Source organism: Acidovorax sp. KNOB132 (assembly GCF_057541515.1).
The window spans coordinates 1-1,931 of the sequence record NZ_BAAJYT010000447.1 but is presented as its reverse complement, the minus strand read 5'-3'; the positions used below and the strand labels follow the sequence as shown (position 1 = coordinate 1,931).

Below are 1,931 nucleotides of genomic sequence, written 5' to 3'. Positions count from 1 at the left end.
GGGCAGGGGTACGAGGCGCCGCAGGGGGAGATCGAAGGGGCGCTGGCGCAGGATCTGGGCCGAGGTGCTTGGGGGTGGCAGCGACGTAGGGCGCAATGACCATTTCCTTCGAGCTGGGTGGTCACTCGCTGCTGTCCACCCGTCTGGTCGCCCGCGTGCAGGACCGATTGCACACCGAACTCACGATCCGCCAGGTCTTTCAGTCCCCGGTGCTGCGGGACATGGCTGCCTTGCTCGTGCCAGCACAGGGCCAACGCCCTGCGGCGCAGGCCCTGTCGGACATCGACGCATTGATTGACAGCATGGAGACCCTTTGATGGAAGCCGTTGCCACCCGCCGCATCGCTGAGCGCTTTTCCCGATTGACGGCCGAACAACGCCGCGTCGTCTACCAGAAAATCCGCGCCGAGGGCCTGAGTCCCCACCAGTTCCCGATCCTGCCGCGCGATGCCGCATGGCGGGAGCGTTCGCCACTGTCGTATGCCCAGCTTCGCCAGTGGTTCCTCTGGCAGATGGACCCGCAGAGCACGGCGTATCACATCAGCGCGGCATTGCGGTTGCGCGGCGCGCTGGACGAGGCCGCGGTGCGCGGCAGCTTGGCCGCACTGGTGGAGCGCCACGAGGCGCTGCGAACGGTCTTTCGCACCGGCGCGCAGGGCGAGGTCGAGCAGGTGGTCGGCACCGCGATGCCGCTGGACTGGCGGGTGGTGGATCTGACACCGCAGCCGGTGGCAACAAGGGAAGCCGCTGCGCTCGCCGAAGCTCAGCGCCTTTGCAATGCGCCTTTCGATCTCACCGCGGGGCCACTGTTGCGTGCGGCACTGATCCGCCTGGCACAGGACGAGCATGTGATGGTGGTGGTGATGCACCACATCGTGTCAGACGGCGCTTCGCTGCAGGTGATCGTGGACGAGTTCGTCGCGCAGTACCGTGCCCAGGTGTCGGGCGAGCCCGTCAGCTTGGCGCCTTTGCCCATCCAGTACGCGGATTACGCCGCCTGGCAAAAGCAATGGCTGGAAGCCGGTGAAATGGAGCGGCAACTGGCCTATTGGACCCAGCAGCTCGGAGGCGATCAGCCCGTGCTGCAACTGCCGGCCGACCATGCACGGCGGGCCGATGGCCGCTACCGCTCGGCTCGGCACCGCATCGAGTTGGCACCGGATCTGGCGCTGGGGGTGCAGCGCTGTGCCCAGGCCTGCGGTGGGACACCGTTCATGGTGCTGCTGGCCGCATGGCAGATCCTGCTGCAGCGGTGTACGGGGCAGGACGACATCCGAGTGGGCGTGCCCCTGGCCAATCGCCACCGTGTGGAGACGGAAGGCATCGTCGGCTTCTTCGTGAACACCCTGGTGATGCGTGCGGTAGTGGATGACCGCGCCACCCTGCAGTCCGTACTGGCCCGCGTGCAAGAGGCTGCGCTGGGTGCCCAGTTGCACCAGGATTTGCCCTTCGAGCAAATGGTTCAGGCGCTGGGCGTCGACCGCAGCCTGGACCATCCTCCGCTGTTCCAGGTGATGTTCAACCACCAGCGCGGCGATTTCGATGCACTCACCCAGTTGCCGGGCCTCTCGCTGCAGGCCTACGACATCGGTGGGCAGGCAGCGCAGTTCGAATTGACGCTGGACATTCGCGAGCATGCCGATGGCCGGATTCACGCTGCGTTTCATTACGCATCCGAGTTGTTTGATCCGGAGACCATCGAGCGCATGGCCCGCCAGTACCAGGCGGTGCTGCGGGCGCTGACACAACGGCCTGAGCAGGCGGTAGGAGAGCTGGACCTGCTGGATGTCCGTGAGAGAGAGCGGCTGCAGGGGTTGGGGAGAGCGAGGGAGGTGGCTGAGCCGGTGGGGGAGGGTTCCCTGCACGCGCGGAGTAGAGCGCCATGCGCGGGCGCGGCGGATGCGTTGCTGGTGCTGGGCGATCGGCAGCTGA

General features: G+C 66.6%; 2 protein-coding genes. Both read left to right on the top strand.

Annotated features, from left to right (window positions below):
- Nucleotides 1-95 precede the first annotated feature (95 nt).
- Nucleotides 96-317, top strand: coding sequence for a phosphopantetheine-binding protein (locus tag AC27IO_RS23575; RefSeq protein ID WP_498741088.1), 222 nt, complete (start codon nucleotides 96-98; stop codon nucleotides 315-317).
- Nucleotides 317-1,931 (top strand): condensation domain-containing protein (locus AC27IO_RS23570; RefSeq protein ID WP_498741087.1); only part of this gene is annotated, 1,615 nt, incomplete at its 3' end. The genes AC27IO_RS23575 and AC27IO_RS23570, both read left to right, overlap by 1 nt.

Excerpts from the sequence above, each read along its gene's own strand:
- AC27IO_RS23575 (WP_498741088.1), top strand. The coding sequence starts at position 96 with ATGACCATTTCCTTCGAGCTGGGTGGTCACTCGCTGCTGTCCACCCGT.